Annotated in this window: 3 protein-coding genes; all 3 read left to right on the top strand. The window is 67.2% G+C overall.

Annotated elements, in window-relative coordinates; all coding sequences use genetic code 11:
* The first annotated feature begins 462 nt into the window (after window positions 1-462).
* Window positions 463-1,305, top strand: coding sequence for a CheR family methyltransferase (locus ACCC94_RS29310; protein ID WP_413353097.1), 843 nt, complete (start codon window positions 463-465; stop codon window positions 1,303-1,305).
* Window positions 1,305-1,898 carry a chemoreceptor glutamine deamidase CheD gene (gene cheD / locus ACCC94_RS29305; RefSeq protein ID WP_413353096.1) on the top strand — a complete coding sequence of 198 codons (594 nt, stop codon included), beginning with the start codon at window positions 1,305-1,307 and terminating at the stop codon, window positions 1,896-1,898. Before ACCC94_RS29310 ends, cheD begins: the two co-directional genes overlap by 1 nt.
* A 14-nt stretch (window positions 1,899-1,912) precedes the next feature.
* A partial coding sequence (locus tag ACCC94_RS29300) for a response regulator (protein WP_413353094.1) occupies window positions 1,913-2,341 on the top strand: 429 nt, incomplete at its 3' end.

The raw sequence follows: 2,341 nt of genomic DNA, 5'->3' as shown, positions 1-2,341 counted from the left end.
GCGCGAGCCGGCCGCGCACACCTCGCGCGCCGCCCGCGGGGTGGCCAAGGCAGTGCGTGCCAAGGGCAAGGAGGATGACTGGGAAGAGTTCTGATCGGGCGGGGCTGAAAGGGATGGCGGCGACCGGAGCAATGGGAGGGCCGGTGGCCGCGCGCGGGCCAGGGATGGTCAGGCGATATCCACGGCATTGAGAATTGCTGAAAGCCCCTCTCCCTAACCCTCTCCCTGAAGGGAGAGGGGACTGTCTGGCATCAAGCGGAACACCGTAACTCCCGGCAACGCCGAACGGCTCCCTCTCCCTTCAGGGAGAGGGCTGGGGAGAGGGCAAAGCCTCGCAAAGGAATTTCCCGGTCAACCCCAGATGTAGGGCGCATAACGCCAACGGCGTTATCCGCCATCGCGGCGGATAACCCGTGCCGGATTATGCGCCCTACGCAATCTGCTCACCCTCGAGACAAGCCGATGTCGATCAACCTGCCCGCCCCCGAGCACGAGTTCCACTACACCCGCCGGGACTTCCAGCAGGTGCGCGAGCGCCTCTACCGGCACGCCGGCATCAGTCTTTCGGAAAACAAGCAGCAACTGGTCTACAGCCGCCTCTCGCGGCGCCTGCGCAGCCTGCGCCTGGGCAGCTTCGCCGAATACTTCGCCTACCTGGAGAGCCACGAAGAAGAGTGGCAGCAGTTCGTCAATGCACTGACCACCAACCTCACCGCCTTCTTCCGCGAGAAACACCACTTCGACCACCTCGGCCGCTTCGCCGCCGAGCAGCTGCAGGACCACCAGCCGCTGCGCTTCTGGTCCACCGCCTCCAGCACCGGCGAGGAGCCCTATTCCATGGCCATGACCCTGGTCGACGCACTGGGCAGCTTCAGCCCGCCGGTGGAGCTGATCGCCTCGGACATCGACACCGGCGTGCTCGGCCAGGCGCGCCAGGGCATCTACCCGCTGGAGCGTCTCGAGGCGCTGAGCCCCGCGCAAAAGAGGCGCTTCTTCCTCCGCGGCACCGGCGGCAATACCGGCAAGGCGCGGGTGGTGCGCGAGCTGCGGGAGATGGTCGACTACCGGCAGATCAACCTGCTGGAGAAGGACTGGGGCATCCCCGCCGGCCTGGACGCGATCTTCTGCCGCAACGTGATGATCTATTTCGACAAGCCGACCCAGACCCGCCTGCTCGAACGCATGGTGCGCCTGCTGCGGCCCGGCGGGTTGTTCTTCGCCGGCCACTCGGAGAACTTCGTCCACGCCAGCCACCTGGTGCGCTCGGTCGGGCGCACCACCTACCAGGCGGTGGGGAGCCACTGATGGGCGCAGCCCTGGACCAACCCAATCGCTACTACGACCCGCGCTTCGGCATGGAGGCGGTGAAGCTGCTGCCCGGCGAATGCTACGTCACCGCCGAGCCGCTGATGCTGGTCACCGTGCTCGGCTCCTGCGTCTCGGTGTGCCTGCGCGACCGCAGCAGCGGCCTGGGCGGCATGAACCATTTCATGCTGCCCGGCGACACCGGCGTACAGGGCCTGCTGTCCAACTCCGGGCGCTACGGCGTGCACGCCATGGACCTGCTGATCAACGGCCTGATGAGTCGCGGCGCCCAGCGTCGACACTTCGAAGCCAAGGTGTTCGGTGGCGGCTCGGTGCTGAAGAACCTCAGCGCCGACGTCGGCCAGCGCAACGTCGAATTCGTCCTGCAGTACCTCGCGCAGGAAGGCATCGCGCTGGCCGCCCAGGACCTGCTCGACGTCTACCCGCGCAAGGTCTACTTCTTCCCGGCCAGCGGCCGCGTGCTGGTGCGCAAGCTGCGCACCCTGGCCAACGACACGGTGCTGCAGCGTGAGCGGCAGTACTGCCAGCAACTCTCCCGCCGGGAGCGCGGCGGGAGCATCGACCTGTTCTGAACGGAGGGGGCCCGATGGCCGTCAAGGTCCTGATCGTCGACGACTCGGCGCTGATTCGCAGCCTGCTCAAGGACATCATCCACAACGACCCGGAGCTGCAACTGGTGGGCGCGGCGCCCGACGCCTTCGTCGCCCGCGACCTGATCAAGCAGCACGCTCCGGACGTCATCACGCTGGATGTGGAAATGCCGCGCATGGACGGCCTGACCTTCCTCGACAAGCTGATGAAGGGCCGACCGACCCCGGTACTGATGATCTCCTCGCTCACCGAGAAGGGCTCCGAAGCCACCCTGCGCGCCCTGGAACTGGGCGCCATCGACTTCATCGCCAAGCCGCGCCTGGGCATCGCCGAGGGCATGCAGGCCTACGCCGAGGAAATCTGCGCCAAGCTCAAGACCGCCGCCCGCGCACGCCTGCCTCGCGCGCGGCCGGCGACCTCCGCC

This window comes from Pseudomonas sp. Pseusp97 (assembly GCF_047304025.1).
GTDB lineage: Bacteria > Pseudomonadota > Gammaproteobacteria > Pseudomonadales > Pseudomonadaceae > Pseudomonas.
The sequence above is the reverse complement of the archived record's forward strand: the minus strand, read 5'-3'. Positions and strand labels throughout refer to the sequence as shown.

Excerpts from the sequence above, each read along its gene's own strand:
- cheD (WP_413353096.1), top strand. The coding sequence starts at position 1,305 with ATGGGCGCAGCCCTGGACCAACCCAATCGCTACTACGACCCGCGCTTC.
- ACCC94_RS29310 (WP_413353097.1), top strand. The coding sequence starts at position 463 with ATGTCGATCAACCTGCCCGCCCCCGAGCACGAGTTCCACTACACCCGC.